Source organism: Shewanella salipaludis, assembly GCF_012911865.1.
Taxonomy (GTDB): domain Bacteria; phylum Pseudomonadota; class Gammaproteobacteria; order Enterobacterales; family Shewanellaceae; genus Shewanella; species Shewanella salipaludis.
In genome coordinates this window covers 62,995-88,377 of record NZ_JAAXYH010000003.1, presented here as the reverse complement: position 1 = coordinate 88,377, position 25,383 = coordinate 62,995, and the positions used below count along the sequence as shown (strand labels likewise).

Below are 25,383 nucleotides of genomic sequence, written 5' to 3'. Positions count from 1 at the left end.
TTATGAGTACCTTGGTTGCATTGGACAGTCAGAAACATCAAAGCCTGAAATTAACCACTGACAAGAGTTTTGCCCACGCTAAAACGCGTCACCTGCTGCCTGTGGCCGTGCATGAATTTGCCATGGCGGCGACCCATTTGCCGATAGTCTTCGTCAAGGACGGCGACACAGGCCAGTTCAGGGCCTGTGCCCTGACCGGGCTCAAACCCGAGCAGAATCTATTTTGGAAAGACGGTGGCTGGTTGGGGGCTTATGTGCCCGAATCTCTGCGCCATTACCCGCTGGTGGCGCTCAAAGTGAGCGAGGGCGGCGACAGTTTCGCCATCTGCATCGACGAAGCCAGCCCGCTCGTCGGCCGGGAAACAGGTGAGGCCCTGTTTGACGGGGCCAATGCCAGTGAATTTCTCAATCGCCGCAGCGAAGCGGCTGTCGCCTGGGCGCAGAAAAACCTCATAACCCAGTCATTCATTCAAAGGCTGATTGAGCTGAAGCTGCTCCAGTCCCAGAGCCTGAGCATCCGCCTGAATTCAGGGGCGCCCTACGAACTGACGGGCTGTTATGTGATAGACGAAGCCGCGCTGAACCGGCTCGATGATCAGGCTTTCATCGGGCTTAAGCACGGGGGCTATCTTGCGCCCATTTATGCCGCACTGCTGTCGCTCAATCAGGTGCAATCATTAGTCAGGTTGGCTCAATAGCCGGGGTGAGGACAGATGGAGAAGCAGACGATAGACAGAGTGGCGATAGTAGGTGGCGGCACCGCCGGCTGGCTGGCCGCCGCGATTTTGGCGAAGAAGCTCAATAGCCTGGACCCTGACGGGGTGCAGCTGACTCTGATAGAGTCGCCGGATATCCCCATCCTCGGGGTCGGCGAGGGCACCTGGCCGACCATACGGAGCACGTTGCAGTCCATAGGGGTGGACGAGAGCGAATTCATGCGCGAATGTGACGCCACTTTCAAACAGGGGGCCGAGTTCGTCAACTGGCGCGAGACGCCGCTCAAGGGCAGTAAACACAGCTACTTCCATCCCTTGAGCGCGGTATTCCATTCCGCCTATGATTTTAATCTGGCACCCTATTGGTTGTTGGGGCAGAGTCCACAGCCCTACGATATGGCGACCACCACCCAGAGCCGCATCTCCCGGTTGGGGCTGGCACCGAAGAAGATCACCACCCCCAGCTATGGCGCCATCCAGAATTACTCCTATCACCTGAACGCCACCAAGTTTGCCGACTTTCTCAAGCGGCATTGTACCCAGAAACTCGGGGTCAAGTTCATCTGCGCCAATGTCATTGAGGTCGAGCAAGCCGGGTCCGGCGCCATCAGCAGTCTGGTGACAGACACCCGGGGGCGGGTCGACGCAGACTTTTTTGTCGACTGCTCGGGCTCCCGCGCCATCTTGTTGGGGCAGGCGCTGAATGTAGGTTGGCATAAGATAGACGACATTATATTCAACGACACGGCGCTGGCGATGCAGGTGCCTTACTCCAGCCCCGATGCGCCTATCGCCTCCCATACCATAGCCACGGCCCATGAAGCGGGTTGGACCTGGGACATAGGATTGCACAATCGCCGCGGGGTGGGCTATGTGTATTCGAGCCGTCACAGCAGTGCCGAGCGCGCCGAGGCGGTGTTGCGCGACTATGTCGGTGCCGAGAGCGAAGGCCTCGAGGTACGCAAGATCCCCTTGAATTTGGGCTACAGGGAAGAGTTCTGGAAGCATAACTGCGTCGCCATCGGCATGTCTGCGGCCTTCATAGAGCCGCTCGAAGCCTCGGCCATCTTCCTGGTCGAAGCCGCGGCCAATATGCTGGCCGATACCTTTCCCCGCCGCAGGGCATCGCTCGACTATGCCGGGCGCAAGTTCAATGCCACCTTCAAGCTCAGGTGGGACAAGAGCATAGACTTTATCAAGCTGCACTATTGCATCTCGGGTCGCAGAGACAGCCAGTACTGGCGGGACAATGTCGCCCCGACTTCGATTCCCGACAGCCTGCAGGAGAAATTGACGCAATGGCGCCATCATCCCCCCAGCAAACATGATTTCGACTATGCCTTCGAGCCCTTCGTGCTCGACAGCTATCTGTTCGTGCTCTATGGCATGGGGTTCAATACAGATTTGTCGGCCAATCGCAGCGCCTTCAGCGACGGCGAACAGGCGCTGCAGAAGTTTGCCGAGATAGACAAGCTGAGCGAGCGCCTGATGGCCGAGTTACCCAGCCACAGACACCTGCTGGAGAAGGTATACAGGTTCGGATTCCAGACGATTTAATCCCGAACCCTGTCAGGGAGCCTGAGCGTTGCTCGGGCCTTCCAGCCTTGGATCGCAAAAAACACCAAGATGTCAAAAAAATGTAGAAATCTTGTTTTTTCTTGTGTACATTACAAATGACAGCGTTGTCATTTTGCTTGTGTGACTCTGTTGTAGATCAGCATGAAGAGGAAGAGGTCTCCTGCTTCATGTCTTTGGCAAATGCATGCTCGTCGAACGACTGTGCACTTGTGTTTGTAATTGAATAGTCTCTCCCCAGAAACTAGCGTTGGCTGGGTGCTGTAACAGGTACCCGGCTTTTTTTTCAGGGAAATACGCTGCGGCAGCAGTATCGGGTCCGGGCTTTTATCGAGCAGCGGCGCCTGAAAGTAGCGGCAAAATAAGAATAAGGCCCTCGGCTTCTCGCCGGGTATGAGAGAGGTGCTGCATCTATGCCAATATTTAAATGGGTGCCAATATCCAAATGGGTGGCTCCCGTAGTCTTGCTGTGTGCCTGTTGCGGCATATTCCCGGCGCTTGCCGACACTCAGAGCCTTCCTCTTGCCGGGAAGGTGGTTACCAGCATACCGCCGAGTTGGCAGCTGACATTATTACAGACGGCGCTGAGCCGCTCCCGGGAGCAGTATCAGATCCAATCCCTGACCACAGACATGAACCAGAAGCGCAAGGTCGAGGAGGCATTGGCGGGCAATGTCGATGTGTTCTGGAGCATGACATCCAAAGCGCTGGAGGAGAGCGTCATACCCGTGCGGATCCCCATTTTCAAAGGGTTGCTGGGGAATAGACTGCTGATCATCCGCGCCGAAGACAGGGCCAAATTTGCCGCCGTTGGCTCTAAGGAAGAATTCGCCACCCTGCGCGCCGGACAAAACCGCTACTGGCCGGATGCCGACATACTGGCCGCCAACGGCTTGCCTCTGGTGACCAGTTATCAGTACAAGAATCTCTATCCCATGCTCGAGGGCGGACGTTTCGACTATCTGGCGCTCGGTGCCCAGGAAATATGGGAGGAGCTCGCCAAGCATCCGGATCCCGCCCTGGAGGTCGACAGCCATATCCTGCTGCAATACAGAGCGCCGGCCTATTTTTTCGTCTCCCCGAAACGCCAGCGGCTCGCCCAAGACCTGGAAGCCGGTCTGGAGAGCATGATAGCCGATGGCAGCTTCGACGCTATGTTCAAGCGCGAGCTTAAGCTCGATGCCCTCTATGAGCTGGCTCAATTCGAGCGGCGCCTGATAGTGCGACTGGATACCCAGGACTCGAGTCCCCTGACCCCGACGGCGCGCCCTGCCTTGTGGTTGGATCTCTTCAGCATGCAAGGAGTCAAATGATGAATTCCCTGGCGACTAAAGTACAGCTGGGCTTGGCGCTGGCACTGTTTCTGATAGTGAGTCTGTTGTTTACATCTGCCTATTGGCGTGAGCGCAGCAAGCTGGCGACGGACTTTGCCGAGTTTGAAGCCAATACCTTGGCCAATCTGCAGGTGACCATGGCCCAGCCTGTGTTTACCTACGACTATGAACAGATGAATGCCGTGCTCTCTGTGATGCTAAAATCGTCGCAAATACATGCGATTAGTGTAAGAGATCATCGTGGCAAGCTCCTGGCCGAAAATACGCAAGCGAGCGGGGCGGGCGAGGCTATGTTGGCGTCGCGGCAGATCCACTTCGAGGACAATGGCAAGCCCACCGGCAGCCTGACGTTGGTGTTTTCTGCCGACCCCATGCAGCAACAACTGACGGCGCTCCTCCTGGGATATCTGTTGCAGGCATTGATCATTCTCGGCACCAGCTTAATGGCTATCTTCCTGATCATTAAGCGCCTGGTGATTTCGCCTCTGGCCCATGTGGTCGGGGCCATGGAGGAGATCGCCGGCGGCGATGGCGATCTCAGCCATAGACTGCCGGTAGAGAGCCGGGATGAAATAGGCCAATTAGCCAAGGCATTCAATGGTTTTGTCGAGCAAATTCATGGCACTATTGCCAGGGTGCACGAGACGGCCGCGCAATTGCTCGAGGAGGCCAAGACCCTGGGGGACTTGTCCAGGGCCAATAATGCCAGGGTGCAGACCCAACGCAAGGAAACCGAGGCTGCGGTGGCTGCCGTGACCGAGCTCAGTGCCAGCGCCAATGAGGTGGCGACCAATGCCAGGCGCACCGCAGAGGAAGCCGGCCAGGCGGACCTGGAGGTCGACAAGGGGCAATCTCAGTTCGATGCCGGACTCGCTGTCACCCGCCGCCTGGCACAGGAGTTATCCCGTTCGGCCGATTCGGTATCCAGGCTGCAACTGGAGACCCAGAAGATCGACGAGGTGGTGGTCGTGATCCAGGCCATCGCCGAGCAGACCAACCTGTTGGCACTCAATGCGGCTATCGAGGCCGCCAGGGCAGGTGAGCAGGGACGCGGTTTCGCCGTGGTCGCAGATGAGGTCAGAACCCTGGCGAGTCGCACCCAGCAGGCGACGGGGGAAATTCAGCAGATGATCCAGCAGGTGCAGGGGCGGGTCGATGCGACCGTTGCCGGGATGCACTCGAGCCAGGAGTTGTCGGAACAGGCATTGAGCCGTTCGGAAGACATCAAGCTGGTGCTGACTCGGGTGACGCTTTTAGTGTCGAACATCAGCACCATGAACCTAGAGGTGTCCCACGCGGCGCAGGAACAGACCTGCGTCACCGAGGCTATCTCCCGCAGCTTGAACGATTTGGCCCATGTCTCCGGCTCGGCGTCGGTGGACAGCGAGCAGTTGGCCCAGTCCGGTGAGCGTTTATTCCAGCAGGGTGAGCGACTGCGGACACTGGTCAATTCTTTCAGGTTATAACCCCAATCCAGATGGTGTCCGCCGGATAGCCAGGACAGCAGTTAATCGAATAAGGATGAATATGAAACTCACATTTGCCGCCGCTACCCTCACCCTGGCCATGGGATTGTCGGCCTGCTCCGGGCCTGCCGATACCCAAGGGCGGACCGAGCCTGGCACAAAAAACGCCGCTCAACAGGGGGGCATCAGCCAAGCCGAGCTGCAGCGCTTTGCCGATGGACTCCAGGTCAAGTATCGGGTGTTGTCCAATGTGGGGACCCAGGGCTGTGATGCCGCCAGGGCCGATGGCCGCTGTTTCAGCGCGGCGATTGATTTCACTTCCTCTGTCGAGATGCGGGCCAAGGGGTGGGCGATCTATTTCAGCCAGATGCGACCGGTACAAGTGTTCCGGTCGCAGGAGTTCAACCTCAGCCAGGTGAAGGGCGACTTGCATAAGCTGACACCGACGCCGGCCTTCAACGGCTTCAGGCCGGGGGAGACCCACACCCTGAGTTTCCTCGGGGATTACTGGCAGCTGTCGGAAATCGATGCCATGCCCAACTATTATCTGGTTGCCGCCGGACTCAAACCCGTGGTCATCGCCAGCACCAGGCTGAGCCGCGATCCCGACACGGGCTTGGAAACCCGGCCCTATGTCGAGGACTTCGTCGACGCCGAGCGCCAGTATAAGCGCAGCGAGACAGATGCCATCGACTGGGCCGGCGCCGGGGTCCTGTTTGAGGCCAATGCCGCCACCCCAATCGCGCCGGCACTGGCGCTGAACAGCATAATCCCTACCCCAAAAGCGGTCACCCCCGTCCCAGATGTCGGCCCTGTGTCGCTGGCCAATGGCATAGAGGTGGTATTGAATCGGCTTCCCCGCGCCGAGGTCGCCGCGGCCTTGGCGCGCCTGGCTCGCCTCGGTGTCGCCGAGTCAGATACCGGGGTGACAGTGAATTTTTTACCCCTGGCAGAAGCCGGGAAGGAAACAGACACGGGCAATGAGGCCGGGGCAGAGACCCGCGAGGGAGCTTACCGGCTGGAGATCCGGCCAGGTGCCATAGACATACGCGCCGCTGATGCGGCGGGATTCTCCTATGGACTGGCGTCGCTCGCCGGCTTGGTCGATGTTAACAGCCTGAAAGTAAATGCCCTGAGCATAGAAGACAGCCCCAGATACCCCTTTCGCGGCATGCATGTGGATGTGGCGCGCAACTTCCACACCAAGGCCTTTATCCTGAAGCTGCTGGATCAGATGGCGGCCTATAAGCTCAACAAGCTGCATCTGCACATGGCCGACGATGAGGGCTGGCGTCTGGAGATCGAGGGCTTACCCGAGTTAACCGAGGTGGGCAGCAAGCGTTGCCACGATCTCACCGAAGATACCTGCCTGCTGCCTCAGTTGGGCAGCGGTCCGGATGCAGATACGGGAGTGAGCGGTTACTATTCCAAGGCGGATTATATCGAGATACTGCAATATGCCGCGGCGAGGCAGATAGAAGTGATCCCCTCCATGGATATGCCTGGGCATTCGCGGGCGGCCATCAAGTCGATGGCAGCCAGGAGCCGCAGATTGAGCGCCGCCGGTGAGCCTGTCGCTGCCGCCGAGTATAACTTGGTGGACCCGCTGGACGAGACAAGCTATGCCTCGGTGCAGTATTACGATGACAACACGCTCAACGTATGCCTCGAGTCCAGCTATCACTTTGTCGAAAAGGTCATAGATGAAATCGCCGAGCTGCACCGGCAGGCGGGACAGCCGCTGCGCCATTATCACATAGGGGCCGACGAGACCGCGGGTGCCTGGGTGGACTCGCCGGCCTGCCGGCATCTCGTAAGCGCCAATGCCGACAGCCAAGACAGAGATGAAGGCGAGGAACTCGGGTCGACGGCGCAGCTGGGCGCCTACTTCATCGAGCGTATCGCCAAACTGCTGCAGGCCAAAGGCATAGAAGCCGCCGGCTGGAGTGACGGCATGAGTCATACCAGAGCGGAGAAGATGCCCGCCAAGGTGCAGTCCAACGTCTGGGACATAATAGCCTATGGGGGGCATGTGCGCGCCCATCAGCAGGCGAATCTCGGCTGGGATACAGTGCTGTCCAACCCCGAGGTGCTGTACTTCGACTTCCCCTATGAGGCAGATCCCAAGGAGCCGGGCTACTATTGGGGCACCCGCCGTAACAACAGTCGCCATGTGTTCAGCTTCATGCCGGATAACCTGGCGGCCAATGCCGAGCAATGGACCGACATCCAAGGCTTGCCCTTCGAAGCCGATGACAGGCTCAAGCTCAATGCCGCGGGTCAGAAGCTAGGTGGTCCTCTGCTCCAGGGGAAAGGGTTTCAGGGGATCCAGGGGCAGCTCTGGAGCGAGACCCTGCGCAGCGATGCCACGGTCGAGTACATGGTCTTTCCGCGGCTGTTGATGCTGGCCGAGCGCGCCTGGCATAAGGCCGACTGGGAGGTGCCTTATCAGTATCAGGGGGCTCTCTATAACCGGACTTCGGGCTTCTTCAGCCAGGAAATGCGTGCCAAGCAGGCGGCGCAGTGGAGCCGGATGGCCAATACCCTCGGCAGCAAGGAGTTGCGTAAACTCGATCTGGCGGGGATTCGCTATCGGGTGCCGACCCCAGGGGCCCGCATCGTCGACGGCAACTTGGTGGCCAATGTGATTTTCCCCGGCCTGGGCATAGAGTACCGCGAAGCCGGAGGCCAATGGCAGCCCTATGCCGGGCCGGTCGCGGTCAAGCCGCCGCTGGATGTCAGGGTGCTGGCCGCCGATGGCCGGCGCAGGGGACGCAGCCTGACGCTAATCGAGAGGCGCAAATAAGGCATTGAGGGCTAGATAAGGCGCTGAGCCTCGGCAAGCGGATGTTCCCCGGCGGAGCTCGGCCCGTGGCGGCTCACAGATATCTTTTTCATCATGGATATTTTTAAAAAAAGTAAATGACAGCGTTGTCATTTCTGCTGTAACATCGAGTTAACTTAATCAGGAGCCGGCGGCCAAGCCTGTTGGGCCGCGGTTCTGAATGCATGGCTACAGAGGGTGTATGGGGTTGAACCAGACAAAAATACAACAAGTGTTCATAGGTATAGATGGCGGTGGCAGCAAATGCCGGGCGAGCCTGTATAGCCATGAAGAGGGGATACTGGGCACGGGTATCGCCGGGCGGGCCAATCCGCTCCATGGTCTGGCACACACCTTCGAATCCATCCTGGCGTCGACCGAATTGGCCCTGAAGGATGCGGGCATGTCGAGCTGTGACACTCATGAGCTCGTTGCCGGTGTAGGTTTGGCCGGCGTCAATGTGCCGCACCTATACCAAGAGATAGCGACCTGGGGCCATCCGTTCAAGCAGATGTTTGTCACCACAGATCTGCACACCGCCTGCATAGGTGCCCATAACGGCGGCGAGGGGGCGGTGATCATTACCGGCACCGGCTCCTGCGGTTATGCCCATGTGGGCGAGCAGAGTCTCAGTCTCGGCGGCCATGGCTTCGCCCTGGGCGACAAGGGCAGTGGCGCCTGGTTGGGCCTCAGGGCCGCAGAGCAGGCATTGCTGGCGCTGGATGGTTTCGCCACACAGACACTCCTGAGCGAGCGGCTGTTGGCGCACTTCGCCGCGACGGATGCCATGGGCATAGTCGAGCATCTCGCCGGCCGCTCATCTAGCCACTACGCCAGGCTGGCGCGCCTGGTGCTGCAATGCGCGCAGGAGGGGGATGCCGTCGCCAGGGCCATAGTCGAGGAGGGCGCAGCTTACATCAGCGAGATGGCACTCAGACTCTTCGAAATAGATCCGCCGCGATTTTCCATGATAGGAGGCCTGGCCGAGCCCCTGTTGCCTTGGCTGGCCGAGGAGGTGGTGGCGCGCCTGGCACCGACCCTGGCACCACCGGAAATAGGCGCTGTGTATTTCGCCACCCAAGAATTTAACAAGCTGGCTTAGTCGCGGCCCGGCGGTTGCCGGGCCGATCCTTTATCGCAGTAATAGAACTTAAGGGTACAGAGATGACAAATACCATAATGGAGCAAGAAGCGCGTCAAGCACCGCAAAAAATAGCCGCACAGCTGAGTGCCAATGCCGGCATCAGCGCCGAACTGGGTAAGCAACTGCGTGAGTTCAATCCGCGTTTCGTGATGATAGTAGGTCGCGGTTCTTCGGATCATGCCGGTGTATTTGCCAAATACCTGTTCGAAATCGAAACCGGGGTGCCGACATTCGCTGCCGCACCTTCGGTCGCCAGCGTCTATGGCAAGTCGCTCAAGCTGGACACTGGCCTGGTGATCGTCATCTCCCAGTCGGGCCGCAGTCCCGATATCCTGGCCCAGGCCCGCATGGCCAAGAATGCCGGCGCTTTTTGCGTCGCCCTGGTAAACGATGAGACGGCCCCCATCAAAGACATAGTCGATGTGGTGCTGCCGCTGCGTGCCGGTGAAGAGAAGGCCGTTGCCGCGACCAAGAGTTATCTGGCGACCTTGGCGGCCTTGTTGCAGTTGGCGGCTGCCTGGACCCAGAGTGATTCACTGGCACAAGCCGTTGCCGGCCTGCCGGCGGCGCTGCAGTCGGCCATCGATGCCGAGCCGCAGTTGACGGCGCCGGCGTTGGCTGAGGTGAAAAACCTGGTGGTGCTGGGACGTGGCCTGGGCTATGCGATATCCAAGGAAATTGCCCTCAAGCTGAAAGAGGTCTGCTCCATCCATGCCGAGGCGTTCAGCAGCGCCGAGTTCCTCCATGGGCCTGTGACTCTGGTGGAGAAGAAACTCACCATAGTGGATGTGTGTGTCGGCGATGAGTCCTATGCCAGTCACATAGAGAAGATAGAAGACGTAGGTCAGCGCGGGGCAGACTTGGTACATTTGAACCAGACCTCCAGTCACATACATCCAAGGGTCGCGCCCTTAGCCTTGCTGCAGCGCTTCTACATAGATGTGGCGGCGGTGGCGCTCGCCAGAGGCATAGATCCGGATCAACCTGCCGGGCTGAAGAAAGTGACCCAGACACTTTGACCCGGCACTTTGCTTGAGACACTTTGACTTTGGCACTTCGATTGAGACGCCGGGATTTGAGACCTTTGACAACCACAGGCCCGAGTATGAGCAATAGAGAGACAAGATGAAACAGACCCTCATAGCCGAACACCTATTCGATGGCGAGCGAGTCCATCATGACATCCCTGTTACCCTGGAAGACGGCCACATACTGGCACTGGATACCGTCGGCGGCGTTAAGGAGACGCGGCATTCCGGCACCCTGGTGCCAGGTTTTGTCGATGTTCAGGTCAACGGCGGCGGTGGCGCCCTGTTCAATGCCAGCCCGACTCTGGACTGCATAGAAACCATAGGCAGTGCCCATGCCCGCTTCGGCACCACGGCTTTTCTGCCTACCCTGATCACCGACGATGTGGCCGTGATGGCCAAGGCGGCCGATGCCGTGGCCTTGGCCATCTCCCGGGGCAGCGCCGGTGTTCTGGGGATACACTTCGAGGGCCCACACTTGTCGCTGCCCAAGAAGGGCGTCCATCCCCAGGCGTACATAAGGCGCATCTCGGATGCGGAGCTGGCGTTGTTCAGCCGTCAGGATCTCGGCCTCAAGCTGGTGACTCTGGCCCCGGAGAACGTCGCCCCCGAAGTGATCCAGGCCTTGGTCGAAGCCGGGGTGAAGGTCAGTCTCGGACACTCCAACGCCGACTACGACACAGTTGTTGCCGCGCTCGAAGCCGGGGCGACTGGCTTCACCCACTTGTACAACGCCATGTCCGGATTGGGCTCCCGCAGTCCCGGCATGGTGGGCGCCGCCATAGAGAGCCAGGATGCCTGGTGTGGCTTGATTGTCGATGGTCACCATGTGCATCCGGCGGCGGCTAAAATAGCGCTGCGGGCCAAACCCAGGGGCAAGGTGATGCTGGTCACGGATGCCATGCCGCCCGTGGGCCAGGATGAGGAAGCAGGTTTCGAACTCTTCGGTACCCAGGTAGTCCGTGTCGGTGACAGGTTAAATGCCGTGACCGGCGAGTTGGCCGGGTGTGTGCTCGACATGGCCAGCGCCGTCAACAACACGATCGAGCTGCTGGGGCTGCCAAGGGAAGAGGCGCTGCGCATGGCCTCCCTCTATCCGGCCCAGTTTCTGGGCATAGCGGATAGACAGGGGCGCATCGGCCCTGGATACAGTGCCGATCTGGCCATATTGGACGGCCAGGGAAGGGTAAGCGCGACCTATATAGCCGGGCGAGCCGTGTTCCCCGGCTGAGCCGGTAGGGGAGCCCTGGCGGCATGCGAAGCAAGCCCTTGTGATATTAATCTATTGCAAGGGCTTAATTTTACTTGAAAAATAATAATAAGAGGTAAGCATAAATGCACTCGAACCAAGTCAAACCGGGCAAACCCAGGCTCATGTCGCTGGATGCGCTGCGGGGATTCGACATGTTCTGGATACTCGGCGGCGAAGGCCTGTTTGCCGCCCTGTTGCTCTTAACCGGCTGGCAGGGATGGACCCGGGGCGATGCCCAGATGCACCACAGTCAATGGCATGGCTTCACCTTCTATGATTTGATTTTTCCGCTGTTTATCTTCCTCTCGGGGGTCGCTTTGGGGCTGTCGCCCAAACGCCTGGACAGCTTGCCATTTTCCGAGCGCAGGCCGCATTATCTTCATGGAGTCAAGCGCTTGGCACTGCTGATAGTGCTGGGTATACTCTACAACCATGGCTGGGGGGCAGGGTTGCCGGCCGATCCCGACAAGGTGCGATATGCCAGTGTATTGGCCCGCATAGGCTTCGCCTGGTTCTTCGCCGCGCTGCTGGTGTGGCATACGGGGCTCAGGACACAAATCATCTGCGCCCTGGGGATCTTATGTGGGTATGCCGCGATACAGCTGTGGCTGCCTTTCCCCGGCGGCAGCGCCGGCGTCTTGACCCAGGCCGGGTCTATCAATGCCTATGTAGACAGCCATTGGTTGCCCGGCATCACTTACCTGCAACGTGAATACGATCCCGAGGGACTCTTGTCGACCCTTCCTGCCGTAGTCAATGCGCTCGCCGGGGTATTCACCGGCCACTTCATCATCAGGCCCCATGTCAAAGGCGAGTGGTTCAAGGTCGCCATGCTGGTGCTGGCGGGGGGGCTCTGCCTGGGGCTGGGGTGGTGGCTGGATGCCGTGCTGGCGGTGAATAAAGATCTCTGGACCAGCAGCTTCGTGTTGGTCACCAGCGGCTGGAGCTTAATACTGTTGGCGCTCTTCTACGCCCTGGTCGATGTGCTCAAGTGGCAGAAAGCCTTCTTTCCCTTCGTGGTGATAGGCACAAATGCCATCATCATCTATTTGGCATCCAGTCTGTTCGATTGGGCGTTTCTGGCCAAGAGTCTGTTCGGTGGTGTGATAGCCGCCGCGCCGCTGGCGGCGCAGCAGCTACTGGGTGTCATCGCCCTGCTGTTGGTGCAATGGTTGTTGCTCCGTTGGTTGTATCTGCGTGGCATCTTCATTCGCATCTGACTCCTGCGCCACAGCCTGGGTCGGCGGCTTGGGTACAGGTTTGTTATTTCAGATGAATGACAGCGTTGTCTTTTTGGCTTTTATGTTCTAACATCGGTGAAACATCGGCCCGAAAAGCCATCAAAGATCACAGCAATATTTACAAAGTCACAACCAATAATGTTATAGGATGGCTGGGATGTCTTTCGGCATCAGGGATTAACAACTATAAGAAGCAGGTTTATGAACATGACAGCAACAACCCAGGCTCAGGTGAGCCAAAGAAGCAGTGTCCTGCCTATGACTATCGTAGGCGTGCTCTTCTTCATCTTTGGATTTGTGACCTGGTTAAACGGCTCGCTGATCCCATTCTTGAAGATCATCTGTGAGTTGAATGAGTTTCAGGCATTGTTCGTGACATTCGCCTTCTATATTGCCTACACGGTGATGGCATTGCCCATGTCATCCATTCTGAAACTGACGGGTTACAAGAATGGCATGGCGATAGGCCTGGGGATCATGGCCGTTGGGGCGCTGTTGTTTATTCCTGCCGCCCAGGCCGCCAATTATCTCTTGTTTCTCGCCGCCCTGTTTGTGCTGGGTACCGGGCTGACTATTCTGCAAACGGCTTCGAACCCCTATGTGGTGCATATAGGACCGCGTGAGAGTGCCGCGATGCGGATCAGCATCATGGGACTGATCAACAAGGGTGCCGGCGTCATAGTGCCGTTGATCTTCACCGCCCTGGTGCTATCGGGCTTCGAAAACTTCACCGCCGAACATCTGGCGGCCCTGAATCCGGTGGACAGGGCGGCGCAGATCGACGCCTTATCTTCCCGCTTGGTGATGCCCTATGTCTACATGGCCGGGGCTCTGGTGTTCCTCATCGCCTTGGTCAAGTTCTCTTCACTGCCCGAGTTGGAGGTCGCCGAGCAGCCGGCCGAACATGCAGACAAGGCCGGCATAATGCATTTTCCCCAGGTGATCCTGGGCGCCATGGCGCTGTTTGCCTATGTCGGCGTCGAAGTGATCGCCGGTGATACCATAGGCCTGTATGGCGCCAGTCTGGGGCTGAGTAACTTCTCGTCTCTGACGTCCTACACCATGGTATTTATGGTGTTGGGCTACCTGATAGGGGTGACTTGCATCCCAAGATTCATGTCACAGAAGCAAGCCTTGCTCGCCTCGGCCCTGGCGGGCAGCCTCTGTATCCTCGGAGTGGTGTTTGGCTCGACCGAGAGCACCGGCATTGCCTCTGTGCTTTGGGGCTGGATGGGGATTCCTGTCATCCCCAATTCGGTTGCCTGTGTCGCCCTGATGGGCCTGGCGCATGCCTTGGTATGGCCTTCTATCTGGCCGCTGGCGTTGGATGGCCTGGGCAAATATACGGCTCAAGGTTCGGCTTTGCTGATCATGGGGATTTCCGGCGGTGCTATCTTGCCCTTGTTTTTCGGCAAGCTGGCCCATTTTGCCGGCGATACCCAACTCGGCTATTGGGTCGGCCTGCCATGCTATCTGTTCATCCTCTTCTATGCGCTCAAGGGCCATAAGATGCGCAGCTGGTAGGGGCAGGGAGTCTGTGAGAAGGAGCCTCTGGCTCCTTTTTTGCTTCATGGCGCCGTGATTAGCGAGAGTCGTCAGTGCCAAGCGTAAATTTCAGGCATAAAAAAACCACCTAGGAGGTGGTTTCTTTATTTGTATGCTGTCGGCATCAAGAGTCGAGCCCGGGACCTGTGTGATTAACGAGAGTCGTCAGTGACGCTTCGCTAGCTAACTTGCCCATAAACACTAAGCCAAATTTCAGGCATAAAAAAACCACCTATAAGGTGGTTTCTTTATTTATATGGTGCCGGCACCAAGAGTCGAACTCGGGACCTACTGATTACAAGTCAGTTGCTCTACCAACTGAGCTATGCCGGCTAAATTGTGGTGCCCGAACCCGGAATCGAACCAGGGACACGCGGATTTTCAATCCGCTGCTCTACCGACTGAGCTATTCGGGCAACTAAACTGAGCGCTAGTTGACTACTGCAAACCGCGTATTAACTGAGTCGTTAATGCCTGCGTCGTTTGGAGTGCGCACATAATATAGCTAGGGTTTTCATCCTGCAAGTGCTTTTTCCGGATGACTCAATTGTTCGGCTAGTTAATGCTCAATGTGGGTGTTTTTTACCTGTCTAGAGGGACTTTCAGGCCCATAAGGGAGATATAACCGGCACTAATTGTGATTTCCACTCGGCTAACCCGGCTGTTTTACTGCGAATTAATGGATAAAACTGACACTTTAACCAGCTTTCTATAAATTAGGACGATATAGCCGATTTTTAGCGATATTAGTATTTCAGAATGGCGCTATCATAGTCATTAACATTCAGCAGCGGGGATCCTTATGTTTCGCGGTAATGAGCGCTCCTATGGCCGCCTGGCCATCTTGGTACATTGGCTGACGGCCCTGGTGGTACTCGGCTTGTTTGCCTTGGGGGTCTATATGGTGCAACTGAGTTATTACAGCAGTTGGTACAAGACGGCGCCCCATATTCACAAGAGTGTTGGCATCCTGTTGCTGCTGTTGACGCTATTCAGGTTGGTCTGGCGGCGTTTCGACACCCGCCCGGCAGCCGAAGCTGGCCATAGACCCTGGGAGAAAAGACTGGCCAAGCTGGCTCACCTTTTACTCTATGGTCTCTTGTTGCTCATCATGGGCTGCGGGATCTTGATTTCGACCGCCGATGGTCGCGGACTCTGGGTCTTCGACTGGTTCGAAATCCCTTCGGCGGGATTATTGTTTGCGGACCAGGCAGATATCGCCGGCGATATTCACAAATTTGCGGCCTACGGCCTGATGGCCCTGGTACTGATACATGCAGCTGGCGCTCTCAAGCATCATCTGTTCGATAAAGATAACACCTTAACCAAAATGCTCACCTTCAACAGGGGATAGGATAATGAAGAACAATTTACTCAAGACATTGATGGCGACATCTTTCCTGGCTGCTGCCGCGGCACCGCTGACGGCCTCTGCCGCAGACTATGTGATAGACACTCAGGGCGCCCATGCCTCGATTGAATTCAGGGTGAGCCATCTGGGCTACAGCTTCGTTGTCGGACGCTTCAACGACTTCAGCGGTAATTTCAACTTCGATGCGGCCAAGCCGGCCCAGAGCAAGGTGAATGTCACCATCAATACCCTGAGCCTGGATTCGAACCATGCCGAGCGTGATAAGCATCTGCGCAGCCCGGATTTCCTCAACACGGCAAAATTTGCCACCGCGACCTTCGCATCTACCTCAGTGACAGACAAGGGGGAGGGGGATATGTTGATTGAGGGCGAACTGACCCTTAATGGCGTGACCAAGCCGCTGACAATCAAGGCCCATGCGGTCGGTGAAGGTCAGGATCCCTGGGGCGGCTACCGTGCCGGTTTTGTCGGCACCAGCGAGTTTGCCCTGAAAGATTATGGGATCAACTTCGATCTGGGCCCGGCATCGACCCATGTCGCCCTGAATCTGGTGGTCGAAGGGGTGCGTCAGTAGGCCTTTGGATTTGGCCGCCTGAGCCTGTGTGATAAAAATGGCCACTCTCGAAGTGGCCATTTGCTGTGGCACTATCTTGTTTCGCCGCCAATCTCTGTGGGCGTGGAGCCCTATCCGGCTTCATGGCTATTTTCGCTGCTCCATTCTTCTGCCATCGCTCGCATTGTGTCTTCCCCCTGTGTGCGCCCGTCTGCTCTCGGGCTTGGCTTGGCTGTGGCCGTGATTATTCTGCTTATAATGACTGCGGCTATTGTTGCTCGCCTGGTTTACCCTGTTGTGGCCCACGGCCGAACTCTTGTTGGCCAAGCTCTTGTTGACCGAGCTCCTATCGACCGAACTCTTGTTGACCCTGTGCCCCCAGTCCCTGTTTCCCCGGTTTTGAGGTTTAACCGCAGCCGGTTTCGATGTCGTCACATCATGATGCCCCTTGAACTTGGCTCCTTGCTCCAGCCTCCTGGTGGGGATTGTTTTGGGCATGGGGCCGGATAGCCCTCGCTGCCCATGAGCCGACTGGTGCTTGCCCTTATGCACATCCCCCCTGACCTTGGCGCGGTAATCGTTGCCCCTCAGCTTGTCGATGAATACCTTATCTCTGGGCTGATGCAGCCTGTCACTGCGTTGGTATGCCGGGAAATTCTCCAGCCCCTTGAGCGTTTGTACCTGTTTCGAACGGTTGATACTCTGTTGTGGCCTATGGCCCAAGCTGTCGCTCCTGAGCATACTGGGTCTGTTGCTATGGTACTTATGCCTCAGGTTGTCATTCCTGTAGGCCACCCCCCGGCGATGGTGAGGTTGATGGTGCCAGCGTTGCACCCCATGGCTGTGGGCTATGACTGGTCTGCTGCGGTAATGGTACGACCCCCGCGGCTGAGTCACTATTATGTGGTGATGAGGCCAGTTGAAGGCGCTGAAGAAATAGTTGAAGCTGATATATATCCCCGTATGCCAATAGAAGTGTCCATGGCGTGTGTAGTAGGGATGGAGGTCCCAATAGACGGGCGGATAACCGACCCAGCGCCAGTGACCATAGACAATCCATGGGTCGTAGTAAGGCACATACACCATTTGTGGTTGCGCCGGCTCTATGATGATCTGCTGCTCGACGCGTTTTATCTTCATATTGTCCATGTCGGCCAGGCTGTTGGCGGCATCTGCATCTCGCCTCAGGGACTGGATACTGGCCAGCACGCCGGCTTCATCCTGCAAGAAGGCATCGCCGAGTTTCCGAGTCCAATCCAGATCATCATTCATCTGTTTCAGGACGGTGGGAAACGCCAACAGGGCCACGACACTAGGATCCCAATCCTGATCTTCGGCCTTGGCCATCAGCTGCTTGGTGCTCAGTCCCGGATGATTATTGAGCCAGCGCTGCGCCTCGACGATTTCCAGTGGATAGGTAGCAGCTATCAGTATGTGGGTGAGCAGACTGTCGGGATACAGGGCTATGGGAGCCAACATTTGTGCCAACTCGGCTTCGCTGAACTGGCCCTGTTCACTCGCCGCAGCGGTTTCCTCTGCATGGGCCTGGGTACCGACCAGTGTAGGGCTGAGCGCTATCATGATAGACAGACAACTCCACTTGATGATTCTGTTCATGTCGCCTCCAGTCTCTTTTGACTATGAGCCGATGATATCCGGGTCAAGATGAACATAAGCTGAAGGCTGAAAATACCTTGGCCAGGGCTGGAAACAGCCCCCGATGCTTGCCGGTTTAGCGCGATGCGTTATCAATAAGTATTTGATAGTAAATTGATTATTTAATCTAGCTGGAAGGGGTCAGCGCTTGAAGGATAAGCTGAACTTGGCACCACCGAGTGTTGCCGAGCGCGCCAGAGACAGCTGTCCCTGGTAACTGTCGACCAGATCCCTGACGATCGCCAGTCCTATGCCATGGCCTTGGTGATAGGAGTCGGCACGGATGCCGCGCTCGAATATCTGTGACTCCTGTGCCTGGGGGACGCCCGGGCCATCATCTTCGATGGTGAACACCAGTCTGTCGCCTTCATAGGCGACGTCAAGACTCACTCGCTTGCTCGCCGCCTTGCAGGCGTTGTCCAATAGATTACCCAGGAGTTCGGCCAGATCCGCCTCGTCGCCTCTGAACTGGGCTTGGGGATCTATGTGGCTCTGGAGCCCAACCTGGGGATAAATTTTCCCCAGGGTGCGCAGCAACTTCTCTGCCAGACCGGCGACTGTGACCCCCAAGTGCCAGGAGGCGCCGGCCGCCGATTGCGCCCGTTTCAGCTGGTGGCCTATGATGCGATTTATGGCCGCGACTTGTTCGCTCGAACTCTTGCTCAAATCCGTTTGACTTTGGATCACCGCCAGCGGCGTCTTCAGGCTATGGGCAAGATCGGCCAGGGCATTGCGATAACGCTTGCGCTGGTGCTGCTCAGTGTCGAGTAAGGTATTGAGCTGCCGCGCCACCGCTTGCAATTCCCTGGGGTAGCTGGTGCTCAGCTGCATGGCCTTTCCCTGCTCGACTTCGGCCAATTCCCGTTTAAACTTCGCCAGCGGCTTCAGTGTCCATAACAGCCAGACCAGTTGCACTATGATGAGAAATAGCATGATAACCAACAGGCTGGTCCATAATTTGTGGGTAAACAGCCGATTCTGTCGCTCAAAATCGGCCATGTCCTTGATGATATGCACAGTGATGGGAAAGTTCCTGGCCTGGCTTGGGATCGCTTCGTCCCCCTGGGCATCGCCGGCAAAGCTGGCACTGAAGCTGTAGATGAGATAGGGCTTATCCGCGAGCGCTAACCGGCCGAACTGCCCCCGGCCTATCGCCGGAGCGGGTAGTGATGCTGGCGGCTCCAGGCCGAGAAAGGAGTTTGAATGCCACAGCATGCCCGTCTTGGGTTCCTGCACCGCGCCCGGTTCGGGTTTGGTGATGATGGCATACAGACCCGACTGCAACAGATTGAACTGGTTTTCAAGCAGTTGCTCAGGCATCAACAGCTTGTCACCATCGACTTCGGCTACCGCCAGCACCGAATAGACATAGGCGCTCAGCTCATTCCTGGCGGCAGTGGTGACTTGTTGCTTGAAGGCATCATTCAGGGTGATGCCAATGGCGGGCAGCAATAGCAGGATAAGCAGCAGGGCGCTGACAATTAACCTGGCCTTGAGGGAGTTGAGCACGCCGGTCTTGAGCCAAGGCGCCCGAGGCGGCGTTCTTGCTGCTCCCGTTTTCATCTCAGTTTTAGGCTCTGGCTTAGGTTTAGGCTCGGGCTCGGCAGCCGGATAGGAGCTCATCTCACTCATGCCGCTTGTCTGCATTCCTGCCCGCCATGGCGCTGTTGGCCGGGTTTTCTGGGTCGTTGGCTGTCTCGCCGGCCAGCGATCTCAATCTGTATCCCTGGCCCCTCAAGGTTTCGATCAGGTTATAGTGATTGTCGGGATCGAGTTTTTTTCTCAGCCGGCCGATGAAGACTTCTATGACGTTGGAGTCCAGATCGAAGTCCTGATCATATATGTGTTCCGTCAGCACAGTCTTGGACTTGACCTCCCCCTGGTGCAGCATGAGGAACTCGAACAGCTTGTATTCGGAACCACTCAGGTTGATGGGCTGCTCATCCTTGCAGACTTCATAACTGCTGGTATTGATGCTGAAAGGACCATTGTGGATCAGAGGGCTCGCCTTGCCGGCCGAGCGGCGGATCAACGCCTTGAGCCTGGCGACTAGCTCCTGGGGATGAAACGGCTTGGTCAGGTAATCGTCGGCACCGGCATCCAGGCCTGCGACCTTGTCCTGCCAGCTGTCTCGCGCCGTCAGCACCAGGATAGGAAAGCTTATCTGCCGGGCCCGCAGCTCGGTGATCAGTGAGATGCCGTCCAGCTTCGGCAGGCCGACATCTATGATGGCCGCATCATAGGCGTACTCACTGGCCTGAAACAGACCCTCTTCGCCATCGGACGCCAGATCTACCGTGTAATTCGCCTCGAGCAGGTGGTGCTTGAGGTTGCTCTGTAAGTCAATGTCATCTTCTACCAGTAGTAATCTCATAGGTTAGTTCCTCATGACTCTGCCGGTTTGTGCATCGACGGCGACATAGAACACCATGCCATCATCGCTCAGCAGCTTGACCTTATAACCCGGATGACCATTGACCCTGGCCGCTTTGACTTTCAATACCTTGCCCTGGTATTGACGTTTAACCAGCTGGACTGCCTGTTGTGCACTGTTGACCTGGAGCCTGGCTTCAGCCGCGGGCGGCTGACTGGCGCGTTCGCCCGGGCCTGGACTCGCAGGCCGTAGCTGCGCCGCCGCAATATGGCAAGGCAGCAATAAGCAGATCATCAGGGACAAAGATGCAGCAATTTTCATGGGTTCCACCAGTTCAGCGTCGTAACCTCAGTGTAAAAGATCCCATAAAATTAAGAAACATGGGACTAAAGATAGGGCGGAAATGCCTGTTGTCCGTACCAAATTTAACCAGCCTGGCTGAACCCAGGCTGAATGCCATTCCCGGTGACGATTCTGCCCGGCAACGTTCAGCTTGGGTTCACCTTGGCTCGCTTCTAATGGCGGCCATAAGTGCATTTCATGGAGTTAGAACAATGAAAGATTCATCCACCGCAATCCAGCCAAAGAGTGTCGGCCAGGCAGGCACTGGTCTCAATTTCGTTACCGCCAAGAGCAGCTTTAAGTCGGGACTCTTACTGAGTGCTTTGCTGGCGCTCGGCGCTCACGGGAGTGTCCATGCAGAGGAGGAGGCAATGGGGTCAAAGCCGGTGCAAAAGAGGCTGGCGTCCCAGGCCGTCAGGGTCGGCGCCGAGGATGCAGGCACTCGTCTCGATGGCGGCGCTCGAACGGAGGCGCAGTCAGACGAGTCGCAAAAGTTGCAACAGCTGCAGCAGTTGAAGAAGACACAGCAGGCATACTCGCCGCAAGCCGTGGCGCAGGATAAAACCAGGGAACAGGTGATGGCAGAGCATGAGGCCAAGGCGAGCGCCGCCGAGCGCCAGGCGAGCAGCGCAACCGAGCAATATAGCAACCCTGCCTATCATGAGTTCAGCATCTATGATGTCAGCAGCCGTCTGTTTGAAGATTATGACTATGACGGCTTCTACCAGAGCTTCAGCGTGACCTTCGATGCCGATGTTTTTGGCCTGGAAGCGGATGCCTATGCGGATGTGTTCGCCGAACTCTACTTGAGCAAGGATGGCGGCCCCTGGATCCATTACTTCACGACCGAGGTCTTCACCATCAGGGGCGACTCAGATCTGGACGATTTCGAAGTGTTGACCAACCTCTACAGCGGCTATAGCCCGGATCACTATGATGTGTTGATCGATCTCTACGAAGTGGGCTTCGGTGACGTGGTCGCCAGCATCAGCTCCTACGACACCAATGAGTTGTATGCCTTGCCGCTGGAGAGCAGCGATTGGGATCTGCCGCCCGAAGAGAGCCATAGCGAGGGCCATGCCGGCGGCGCGCTGTCCTTTATCGGCCTGTCATTGCTGGCGGGAGGCGCCTGGCTGCGCCGCCGGCTTGCAGCCTGATTTGCAGTCAGGAATTGTAGCCAGGAATTGCAATCAGGCATTTGTCAGCATGGATAAAAGAAACAGCGCCCGAGGGCGCTGTTTCTTTTTGTCAAGCTTGCAGCATAAATTCACTTGTGCACTCAAGCTTTGGCGCATTAGCCATCTCAATCCCCGACAACCTTACCTTTGATGCGTTTATTACCCAGTGAGCTATGGCCAGGGACCGGTGAATTAGTGAATGACGGACTCTGTTCAGGGTGTTTTATTACTGAGTAAAAGTTTTGAGGCTGTCTATGATTTTTTGCACGAAAGTCGGATTTAATGCTTTACACAACAGCAACTTATGATAACGTGGTTTATATTGGACCATGCGCACTATACAGCTGTTAGCCGCCTAAATATACAGTTAGGAATGATCGTTTATGGAATTAAGAGACTTTGGGTATCATCGCTTTGATGATTTCTTAAAGAAAAATGAGATATCAGTCTTAGCTGATAGCTATCTTGGTCATATGATGTCGACAAATGCTGGGAATAGTGTCCTTGCAGCTAATTATTCGAATTTGCTTAATCTTTCAGTAGCAGTCGAAGCATTAATTGATCGTGATATGCACACTTCATGGTTAGTAGATAATCTGAAAGAATTATCGACATCGCCTTATACTGAAATGCAGGATAAGATTTATCTTAACTCAAAAGTTGCTGCTGAAGTGACCGCAGGTGGGCTTCTCGCTGAGACATTTAACGATCTAAAGCCTTTATCTGAAGCTAAAGGGGCTAAAACACCTGATTTTGAGCTATTTGATTCTGGTTTTGCTGAGGTTTATTGCCCCCAGACATCACAGCAAAATATAGCCGCGGTGAGTGAACAGCAAAAGTCTCAAAAGGGTAAATCTGTTGTTCTCACATTCTCACGCCCTCTAACTGGTCAGGCATATGGAGCAAAAAAATATCCAGCCAATAAAGTAATTGATCGTGTAATTAATCATAAGCGCGAAAACGATCAGACACGTGGAGATGCGACAAATTTACTATGGCTAGATTTAACTCATGGCTTTGATGTGGTTAGCGATGATACACAACCATTGAAAACCGTTTTACATGCAGGTACAGCCTATACGGGTAGTTTTGGCGTTTGGCATGCATTTTATGGAAAGTCGGGTGAGAGCACATTTGTTCCAGAAAGAACTGTTCTTAAATACCTAGACCTTAAATTTGGTTATTATCAACAGCAGCAAGAAGGGCTTTTTAGACAGCGTAACCAACTGCATGGTGCAATATTGTTAGTGAAGGACGGCATTATATTCTTTGAAAACCCTTGGTCATCTACGCCACTTACTGATGGTGTTAAAAAGAAAATATCTCAACTTCATAGGTTTCGTGCAAATTTCTCATGGTTTCAATGTGGTACACAGCAGCTTTCTAGTTCTGTCATTGATAATGAGCTAGCTAAAATTAATTGGTTATATCAATAATTCGGCTAACAAGGCCTGACCTTCCCCTCGGATTTAGCACCATGACTAATGTGAGATTTCCGATTACGCCAGTAACCAGGAGGCCGACACTTGCCCAGGGAATTATTATGTCTAGTACTCAAAGGAAAAATTTATGCAACTTTTAAAAATAGCCGGCTTATTGGTGTGCTTTGGAGTTGTCTCCCTGCATGCCGAAGAACACCCCAAAATCTCGGAACGGCCAGAGGTCTTAAAAGCACTGGATGGCGATTGGGTTATGTCCGGTGATGTCATGGGTAAGCCTGTCACTTACCGAATGAATGCCGGACCTACGCTGCAAGGCACATTTACCGAGATCCACATGGATGATGTTCAGGTGCCTTCACAGTATGAGGCACGCGTGCTAATCGGATACGATTCAGAAAGTAGTACGATCATTGCACATTGGTTGGATAGCTTTGGCGCAAAATATTCAGTTCCACATGGTACAGGCGGCGTCACTGATAACTCCATTCAATTTTCAATTCCGTACGGTGCTGCTAGTACTTTCCGAGATACATTTACCTACAACCCGGAAACTAATACTTGGGTATTTGTCCTAGAATCATCAAAAGCGGATGGCACATGGAAGCATTTTGCGCGCTATGATGTCTATCGTCCAAAACAAGGCGCTAACAAGTCAATGCAGCCGACCACTAGCGCGCCAGCTGGTTGAAGTGTTAGCAGGCAGAAGCAAAAAGGAAGTATCAATGGAACTGAAATATCGTCCAGCTAAACTCGATGATTTGGAAAGTCTAGTGTCTTTGCTGTCAAATGATCCTTTGGGTAGCAAAAGGGAAGACGCAACAGTGCCGCTGAATGAAGCATATCTATCGGCATTTAATGCCATTGATATAGATCCGAATAATGAGTTGCTAGTTGTAGAGTTTGAGGGTTTTTTAGTCGGTATGTTACAGCTTATGTTTATTCCTTATCTAACTCATATTGGTAGTTGGCGTTGTCTGATTGAAGGCGTGAGAATTCACGAAGATTTCCGTGGTAGAGGTTTCGGTGAGCAAATGTTTGAGTTCGCAATCAAACAGGCTAAAAGTAAGGGCTGTAACCTAGTTCAACTCACAAGTGACAAGTTGCGCCCGGATGCAATCAGGTTTTATGAGAAGCTTGGCTTCAAAGCGACCCATGAAGGCTTCAAGTTGGTGTTGTGAGTTGCTGACAAGTGACTGTGGTGTTCAGTCAACATATTTATACATTTTTTGCACACCGCAACTCCTCATTTTCAGCATGGCATTCTGGATCACGATGAGCTTTCGCATGCAGGCAATAGGTACCACTTTGAGGCGTTTTTCCGCAGCCTTCAGCTGCTTGTAATGGCGCTTAAAAATAGGACTACACTGGATGGCTGATATCATTGCCGTGAACGTCATTTTACAATCTCATCCAAGGCAAGCGTTGACCAGAGTTGTCCATTCTCATGGCCGAATTTCAGAAAGCTTGCGTACTTTAGAGAAAAATATCCAAAGTAATCTGAAGCAAATAAAGCAAGAAATTAACCGGGCCGGACGTATGTACGATGAAGATCCCATAGGTTTTGTACATCGTTTGTTTGGCATCCCATACTACGGACGCGATTATTAATATGAACACTTCGTCGTCACAAGACGCTCAATTGAGACCAGCACAGGGTATTTTTTTTATAGTACTGCTTTTACTTGTTATAGCGGGTTATGTGTATTCGCTCTTTTCAGAGTTGTCTATGCTGGCACGTGTTCACGAGCAAGGAACTTTAATAAAGATACGCACCTCGATTCCTCCACTTCTGGTCATGATGCCTGCCCTGGCAGTGCTTATACGAGGCATAGCCTGCCGGTTACGGCGTCCAGAATCTGAACGGGCCCAGAAAAAAGGGCTTTATTTTATCATCGCCAGTTTTCCCGTTTTTTTACTGGTCTGGGCCGTTTACAGCTGGCAGCTGGGAAACTGGTTTGACGACAATGGTTACACCGAGTGTACCTGGTATTCGGGTGCCACCTTAGGTGCGCCAAAAATTATGCTTAGTGACCCAGGTTATTGTGTAAAACAGGGATACCAGATACGTATTGAGCTGATTGATTGGTTTGAAACCCAGCATAACAGTGGAATCAACCCGAGCCTTGAAGCCTTCACGCAAAAACAGCAGCAACTTTTGGCTGACTATAAAAAGCGCTTCGATCTGCTTTAGCTTACACTCGCAGGAAAGCTGAAAAGGGATGATGTCAGCCCTTTTTCGTGACAGTGCAGTCGCTGCATCACTCTAACAGTGACTGCAGCCATATACACAAAGCCACCCGCACGGCAGGTGGCTTTTTTGCTCGGCTTATCTTATATCGAG

Annotated in this window: 22 protein-coding genes and 2 tRNA genes; 18 read left to right on the top strand and 6 right to left on the bottom strand. The window is 55.1% G+C overall.

Translation table 11 applies throughout. The features are described from left to right. The first annotated feature begins 2 nt into the window (after positions 1 to 2). The 10 genes from HC757_RS06060 to HC757_RS06015 all read left to right on the top strand — a co-directional run bounded on the left by HC757_RS06060 (position 3) and on the right by HC757_RS06015 (position 14,104). A complete protein-coding gene (locus HC757_RS06060; protein WP_169563421.1) occupies positions 3 to 698 on the top strand; it encodes a SapC family protein in 696 nt (231 codons plus the stop codon). Positions 699 to 713: 15 nt separating this feature from the next. Next, positions 714 to 2,273 carry a tryptophan halogenase family protein gene (locus HC757_RS06055; RefSeq protein ID WP_169563420.1) on the top strand — a complete coding sequence of 520 codons (1,560 nt, stop codon included), beginning with the start codon at positions 714 to 716 and terminating at the stop codon, positions 2,271 to 2,273. 431 nt (positions 2,274 to 2,704) lie between these two features. Continuing rightward, on the top strand, positions 2,705 to 3,604 hold the full coding sequence (locus HC757_RS06050; protein WP_244623227.1) for a pilus assembly protein PilM: 900 nt from the start codon (positions 2,705 to 2,707) through the stop codon (positions 3,602 to 3,604). Continuing rightward, positions 3,604 to 5,091, top strand: coding sequence for a methyl-accepting chemotaxis protein (locus HC757_RS06045; protein ID WP_169563636.1), 1,488 nt, complete (start codon positions 3,604 to 3,606; stop codon positions 5,089 to 5,091). The genes HC757_RS06050 and HC757_RS06045 overlap by 1 nt, the downstream gene beginning before the upstream one ends. Positions 5,092 to 5,152: 61 nt before the next feature. After that, the gene (locus tag HC757_RS06040) at positions 5,153 to 7,897 is read left to right on the top strand and encodes a family 20 glycosylhydrolase (RefSeq protein WP_169563419.1); all 2,745 of its coding nucleotides are present in this window, start codon (positions 5,153 to 5,155) and stop codon (positions 7,895 to 7,897) included. A 220-nt stretch (positions 7,898 to 8,117) separates the two neighbouring features. Beyond that, positions 8,118 to 9,017: an N-acetylglucosamine kinase gene (gene nagK / locus HC757_RS06035; RefSeq protein WP_169563418.1), complete on the top strand. Its 900-nt coding sequence runs from the start codon at positions 8,118 to 8,120 to the stop codon at positions 9,015 to 9,017. A gap of 62 nt (positions 9,018 to 9,079) precedes the next feature. Then, a complete protein-coding gene (gene nagB-II, locus HC757_RS06030; protein ID WP_169563417.1) occupies positions 9,080 to 10,078 on the top strand; it encodes a glucosamine-6-phosphate deaminase NagB-II in 999 nt (332 codons plus the stop codon). Positions 10,079 to 10,184: 106 nt separating this feature from the next. Then, positions 10,185 to 11,318, top strand: coding sequence for an N-acetylglucosamine-6-phosphate deacetylase (gene nagA / locus HC757_RS06025; RefSeq protein WP_169563416.1), 1,134 nt, complete (start codon positions 10,185 to 10,187; stop codon positions 11,316 to 11,318). A gap of 104 nt (positions 11,319 to 11,422) precedes the next feature. Beyond that, positions 11,423 to 12,559 (top strand): transmembrane glucosamine N-acetyltransferase NagX, encoded by a 1,137-nt coding sequence (nagX, locus tag HC757_RS06020; RefSeq protein ID WP_169563415.1) that lies wholly within the window; start codon positions 11,423 to 11,425, stop codon positions 12,557 to 12,559. A gap of 228 nt (positions 12,560 to 12,787) precedes the next feature. Continuing rightward, on the top strand, positions 12,788 to 14,104 hold the full coding sequence (locus tag HC757_RS06015; protein WP_169563414.1) for a sugar MFS transporter: 1,317 nt from the start codon (positions 12,788 to 12,790) through the stop codon (positions 14,102 to 14,104). Between the two features lie 278 nt (positions 14,105 to 14,382). On the opposite strand, the gene HC757_RS06010 is transcribed toward HC757_RS06015, so the two are convergent. Beyond that, positions 14,383 to 14,458 (bottom strand) — tRNA-Thr (locus HC757_RS06010). 7 nt (positions 14,459 to 14,465) lie between these two features. After that, a tRNA-Phe gene (locus HC757_RS06005) sits at positions 14,466 to 14,541 on the bottom strand. 386 nt (positions 14,542 to 14,927) lie between these two features. On the opposite strand from HC757_RS06005, the gene HC757_RS06000 reads away from it, so the two are divergent. Further along, positions 14,928 to 15,479, top strand: a complete 552-nt coding sequence (locus tag HC757_RS06000) for a cytochrome b (protein ID WP_169563413.1) — start codon at positions 14,928 to 14,930, stop codon at positions 15,477 to 15,479. A 4-nt stretch (positions 15,480 to 15,483) separates the two neighbouring features. Then, the gene (locus HC757_RS05995) at positions 15,484 to 16,071 is read left to right on the top strand and encodes a YceI family protein (protein WP_169563412.1); all 588 of its coding nucleotides are present in this window, start codon (positions 15,484 to 15,486) and stop codon (positions 16,069 to 16,071) included. A 126-nt stretch (positions 16,072 to 16,197) separates the two neighbouring features. Here HC757_RS05995 and HC757_RS05990 read toward each other — a convergent pair whose 3' ends face one another. The 4 genes from HC757_RS05990 to HC757_RS05975 form a co-directional block, all read right to left on the bottom strand. After that, positions 16,198 to 17,667: a DUF3300 domain-containing protein gene (locus HC757_RS05990; protein WP_169563411.1), complete on the bottom strand. Its 1,470-nt coding sequence runs from the start codon at positions 17,665 to 17,667 to the stop codon at positions 16,198 to 16,200. Between the two features lie 180 nt (positions 17,668 to 17,847). After that, a complete protein-coding gene (locus HC757_RS05985; RefSeq protein ID WP_169563635.1) occupies positions 17,848 to 19,269 on the bottom strand; it encodes an ATP-binding protein in 1,422 nt (473 codons plus the stop codon). A 61-nt stretch (positions 19,270 to 19,330) separates the two neighbouring features. Further along, on the bottom strand, positions 19,331 to 20,080 hold the full coding sequence (locus tag HC757_RS05980; RefSeq protein ID WP_169563410.1) for a response regulator transcription factor: 750 nt from the start codon (positions 20,078 to 20,080) through the stop codon (positions 19,331 to 19,333). Between the two features lie 3 nt (positions 20,081 to 20,083). After that, the gene (locus HC757_RS05975; protein WP_169563409.1) at positions 20,084 to 20,401 is read right to left on the bottom strand and encodes a PepSY domain-containing protein; all 318 of its coding nucleotides are present in this window, start codon (positions 20,399 to 20,401) and stop codon (positions 20,084 to 20,086) included. 233 nt (positions 20,402 to 20,634) lie between these two features. On the opposite strand from HC757_RS05975, the gene HC757_RS05970 reads away from it, so the two are divergent. The 6 genes from HC757_RS05970 to HC757_RS05945 all read left to right on the top strand — a co-directional run bounded on the left by HC757_RS05970 (position 20,635) and on the right by HC757_RS05945 (position 25,233). Continuing rightward, positions 20,635 to 21,579: a choice-of-anchor H family protein gene (locus HC757_RS05970; protein WP_169563408.1), complete on the top strand. Its 945-nt coding sequence runs from the start codon at positions 20,635 to 20,637 to the stop codon at positions 21,577 to 21,579. A gap of 404 nt (positions 21,580 to 21,983) precedes the next feature. After that, positions 21,984 to 23,036, top strand: coding sequence for a hypothetical protein (locus HC757_RS05965; RefSeq protein WP_169563407.1), 1,053 nt, complete (start codon positions 21,984 to 21,986; stop codon positions 23,034 to 23,036). Between the two features lie 133 nt (positions 23,037 to 23,169). After that, positions 23,170 to 23,730, top strand: a complete 561-nt coding sequence (locus HC757_RS05960) for a DUF1579 family protein (RefSeq protein WP_169563406.1) — start codon at positions 23,170 to 23,172, stop codon at positions 23,728 to 23,730. 34 nt (positions 23,731 to 23,764) lie between these two features. Next, a complete protein-coding gene (locus HC757_RS05955; RefSeq protein ID WP_169563405.1) occupies positions 23,765 to 24,220 on the top strand; it encodes a GNAT family N-acetyltransferase in 456 nt (151 codons plus the stop codon). 190 nt (positions 24,221 to 24,410) lie between these two features. Then, a complete protein-coding gene (locus tag HC757_RS05950; protein WP_169563404.1) occupies positions 24,411 to 24,650 on the top strand; it encodes a hypothetical protein in 240 nt (79 codons plus the stop codon). Position 24,651: 1 nt separating this feature from the next. Continuing rightward, on the top strand, positions 24,652 to 25,233 hold the full coding sequence (locus HC757_RS05945; RefSeq protein ID WP_169563403.1) for a hypothetical protein: 582 nt from the start codon (positions 24,652 to 24,654) through the stop codon (positions 25,231 to 25,233). The last annotated feature ends 150 nt before the right edge of the window (positions 25,234 to 25,383 follow it).